Genomic DNA, 3,904 nt, shown 5'->3' with positions numbered 1-3,904 from the left:
TCCGCGGCCTTCCCGCCGGAGGCCCGGGAGCGCCGCCGGGCCGTGCTCCACCGGCGCTGGGCCGTCGGGACCGGCCTGTTCACGGCGCTGGCGGCCGCCACGGCCAAGAACCCGCTGCCCGAGGTCTCGCTGCTGCTGCTGACGCTCTACGGCTCGGTGATGCTCGTCGACGGGGGAGTGGCCCTGTTCGCCCGGCGGAACCGCGGCCGCGCGATCCTCGACCTGTCCTGCGCCGCCGGCGTCATCGTGCTCTGGGTCGCCCTGGCGGCGTTCTTCAGCCCGCTCACCCTGGGCCTGGCGCTGGGCACCGTGCTCCTGGTGCTGGTCGTCATCCTGCTGAGCAGCTGATCCCCGCCCGCCCGCCGGTTCCGGAACATAGTTCGGTATGGTGGAGGGGGTGACTCGCCGGGTAGGAGCCCACCGGGCGGCGGAAGCCGTACGGGGTGGCGGTTTGCGCCTAAGCTACCGATGGGTAACATGAGGGCGGGGGACCAGGATCGGGCACGTCCCGGCCGGGCCACCCGCTGTCACGACGCCCTCGGGCACCTGGCAGTCTTGGCATCCGCGTGCACGTGCCCCGCGTGCGCGTACCGAGCATCCGGCGTCAGCCGCGGCGACGCGGCGGCGCACGCGAACACGGGAGGTCGGCCACCGGCCATGAACATCGTCGTCTGCGTGAAGCAGGTCCCCGACACGGCGACCGAGCGCAAGCTGAGGTCCGATGACAAGACGCTCGACCGCGATGCCGCCGACGGCGTCATCAACGAGCTCGACGAATACGCGGTCGAGGAGGCGCTGCTGCTGAAGGAGGCCCACGGCGGTGAGGTGACCGTCCTCACCATGGGTCCCGACAAGGCCAGCGACACCATCCGCAAGGCTCTGGCCATGGGCGCCGACAAGGCCGTCCACTTGGTCGACGACGCCCTGCACGGCTCGGACGCGCTGGGCACCTCCCACGCTCTGGCTCAGGCGCTGAAGAAGATCGGGTTCGACCTGGTCGTCCTCGGCTCCGAATCCACCGACGCCCGCACCGGCGTGCTCGCCGCCATGCTGGCCGAGCGCCTAGGCGTGCCGCAGCTCACCTTCGCCAAGAAGGTCGAGGTCGGCAAGGGGACGATCACCGTCCAGCGCGTCACCGACTACGGCTACGACAAGGTCGAGGCCTCGCTGCCCGCCGTGATCTCCGTGGTCGAGAAGATCAACGAGCCGCGCTACCCGTCCTTCAAGGGCATCATGGCGGCCAAGAAGAAGCCGGTCACCAAGCTCGGCCTCGCCGACGCCGGGATCGACGCCGCCCAGGTCGGCCTGGCCGGCTCCTGGAGCGAGGTCGTCGACTTCGCCGCGGCCCCGCCGCGCGCGGCCGGCACGATCGTCAAGGACGAGGGTGACGGCGGCGTGAAGGCCGCCGAGTTCCTCGCGTCGAAGAAGTTCGTCTGAGGGCGGGGGAATAGCTGACATGTCCGAAGTTCTCGTTCTCGTCGAGCACGTCGAAGGCCAGATCAAGAAGGTCACGCTCGAACTGCTGACGCTCGCCCGCAAGCTGGGCGCCCCGTCGGCCGTCTGGACCGGGCCGGGCTACTCCGCCGAGGCCAAGGCCAGGCTGGCCGAGCACGGCGCCGAGAAGATCTACGTCGCCGACTCCGCCGACATCACCGACTACGTGGTCGCGCCGAAGGTGGACCTGCTGGCCCAGCTCGTCGCCTCCGCCTCCCCGGCCGCGGTGCTCGTCGCCGCCACGGCGGAGGCGAAGGAGATCGCCGGCCGGCTCGCCGTACGGACCGACTCCGGCGTGCTGACCGACGTCGTCGGCATCGAGGAGGGCCTGGTCGCCGACCAGTCCATCTTCGGCGGCGGCGTCAACGTCCGCGCGCGTGTCACCAAGGGCCTGCCGATCATCGCGGTCCGCCCGAACGCGAGCCCGGTCGAGGCCGCCGCGGGCGCGGGCGCCGAGGAGCAGGTCAGCGTGGCCGTCTCCGACGCGTCCAAGACCGCCCGGGTCGTGGAGCGGGTCAAGGAGGAGAAGGGCGCCCGTCCGGAGCTCACCGAGGCCGCGGTCGTGGTCTCCGGCGGCCGGGGCGTGGGCTCGGCGGAGAACTTCTCGATCATCGAGAAGCTGGCCGACTCGCTCGGCGCGGCCGTCGGCGCCTCCCGCGCCGCCACCGACGCCGGCTGGTACCCGCACCAGTTCCAGGTCGGCCAGACCGGCAAGACCGTCTCGCCGCAGCTCTACATCGCGGCGGGCATCTCCGGGGCCATCCAGCACCGGGCCGGCATGCAGACCGCCAAGACGATCGTCGCGATCAACAAGGACCCCGAGGCGCCGATCTTCGAGCTCGCCGACTACGGCGTCGTGGGCGACCTCAACCAGGTCGTCCCGCAGCTGACCGAAGAGATCGCCAAGCGCAAGTAGGCGTCCGCGGGCAGACGGAAGGAGGGGGCGGGGAGCGTGTGCTCCCCGCCCCCTCCTTCGTCGCGTTCGCGAGCCCGGCGAGGCGCCAGGGCGGCGGTGTCCCCGCCGTCAGCCGGCCAGGGTGAGCTCGGGCTCGGGGGACCGGGCCGGGGCGGCGGAGGCCGTACCCGCACCGGTCCGGGGCAGGAACCGGGCGGCCACGGCGATCAGGACGCCGAGCGCGACGGCGCCGCCGAGGGCGGTCCGCAGCGACGACAGGTCGGACAAGAAGCCGATGACCACCGGGCCGAGCAGCAGGCCGGCGTAGCCCATCGCGCCCGTCTGGGCGATGGCCGGGCCGGGGTTGCGGGTCGCCTCGCCGGCCATGGACATGGCCACCGGGGACACCGTCGCCACCGCCAGGCCCACGAGGAACATGGCCGCGACGGCGACCGGCGCCGAGGGGACCGTGATGACCACGGCGAAGGTGGCGGCGGTGGCCAGCCCGGAGAGGACGATCATGTTCCGGGCGCCGAACCTGGCCCGGACGCGGTCGCCGGCCAGGCGGGCCAGCAGCATGCCGACCTCGAAGACCGGGTAGCCCAGGGCCGCGACGGCCTCGGGGGCGCCCAGCGTGTCGCGCAGGTACAGGCCGTTCCAGTCGGCGATCGTGCCCTCGACCATGAACGCGCAGAACGCGATCACGCCGAGCAGGTAGACCACCGGGGGCATGCGGTGCCGGGCACCGCTCCCGGCGGCCGGTTCCGGGGCGGGGTCGGGCAGGTAGGAGCGGCTGACGGCGACCAGCACGGGCAGCGCGGCCAGGGCGACGAGGACCAGGTGGGCCGTGACGGACAGGCCCGCCGCGATGGCCGCGGTGCCGACCACGCCGGCGGCGATCGCGCCGACGCACCAGCCGGCGTGCATGCCGTTCATCAGCGGGCGGCCGTGGGCGCGCTCGACGGTCGAGCCCTGGGCGTTCATCGCCACGTCCACCGCGCCGAACGCCAGGCCGAACAGCCCGGCGGCGGCCAGCAGCAACGGGAAGGTCGGTGCGAACGCCAGCAGGACCAGGGCCGCGGCGCAGAGGGGGGCGCCGACCCGCAGGACGCTCCGGCTGCCGACGCGCGTCATCACGCCGCGCATCGACTGCATGGTCACCAGCGCGCCCAGGCCCCACACGAGCAGGGTGACGCCGATCGACGTCTCGGACAGGCCGAGCTTGTCGGAGAGCGCGGGCAGGCGCACGGTCATCGATCCACACAGCAGGCCGCCGAGGACGAAAGTGAGGATTGCCCCGTTACGGGCCCTCCTCAGGTCGCGGGTCATGCTCGATCCCTTCATAAGAGGTTTGCAGGTGATGGCTATCGGGCACACACAAGCCGGTCGCTTCCGCCGAGAGCGGGAGCGACCACCAATCCGTCGGGTGTGTGCGTGCGGGCCCGTCCGGGACGGGGCGGGCCGGGCGCGACCCCGCCCGCCGGGCCGGCGGAGGCCGCCGGGGCGAGTCGCGTC

At 72.9% G+C, this 3,904-nt stretch carries 3 protein-coding genes and 1 pseudogene; 3 read left to right on the top strand and 1 reads right to left on the bottom strand.

The features are described 5' to 3' along the window. The 3 genes and pseudogenes from ACWJ6R_RS31775 to ACWJ6R_RS31765 form a co-directional block, all read left to right on the top strand. Positions 1 to 348, top strand: a pseudogene (locus tag ACWJ6R_RS31775) (serine/threonine-protein kinase); the annotation flags it as partial. Positions 349 to 657: 309 nt separating this feature from the next. Then, on the top strand, positions 658 to 1,437 hold the full coding sequence (locus ACWJ6R_RS31770; protein ID WP_449065758.1) for an electron transfer flavoprotein subunit beta/FixA family protein: 780 nt from the start codon (positions 658 to 660) through the stop codon (positions 1,435 to 1,437). Between the two features lie 19 nt (positions 1,438 to 1,456). Further along, positions 1,457 to 2,410: an electron transfer flavoprotein subunit alpha/FixB family protein gene (locus ACWJ6R_RS31765; RefSeq protein ID WP_449065757.1), complete on the top strand. Its 954-nt coding sequence runs from the start codon at positions 1,457 to 1,459 to the stop codon at positions 2,408 to 2,410. A gap of 108 nt (positions 2,411 to 2,518) precedes the next feature. Here ACWJ6R_RS31765 and ACWJ6R_RS31760 read toward each other — a convergent pair whose 3' ends face one another. Beyond that, on the bottom strand, positions 2,519 to 3,718 hold the full coding sequence (locus ACWJ6R_RS31760; protein ID WP_449065756.1) for an MFS transporter: 1,200 nt from the start codon (positions 3,716 to 3,718) through the stop codon (positions 2,519 to 2,521). Positions 3,719 to 3,904 lie beyond the last annotated feature (186 nt).

It is taken from the genome of Planomonospora algeriensis (assembly GCF_977012225.1).
The sequence above is the reverse complement of the archived record's forward strand: the minus strand, read 5'-3'. Positions and strand labels throughout refer to the sequence as shown.

Excerpts from the sequence above, each read along its gene's own strand:
- ACWJ6R_RS31760 (WP_449065756.1), bottom strand. The coding sequence starts at position 3,718 with ATGACCCGCGACCTGAGGAGGGCCCGTAACGGGGCAATCCTCACTTTC.
- ACWJ6R_RS31765 (WP_449065757.1), top strand. The coding sequence starts at position 1,457 with ATGTCCGAAGTTCTCGTTCTCGTCGAGCACGTCGAAGGCCAGATCAAG.
- ACWJ6R_RS31770 (WP_449065758.1), top strand. The coding sequence starts at position 658 with ATGAACATCGTCGTCTGCGTGAAGCAGGTCCCCGACACGGCGACCGAG.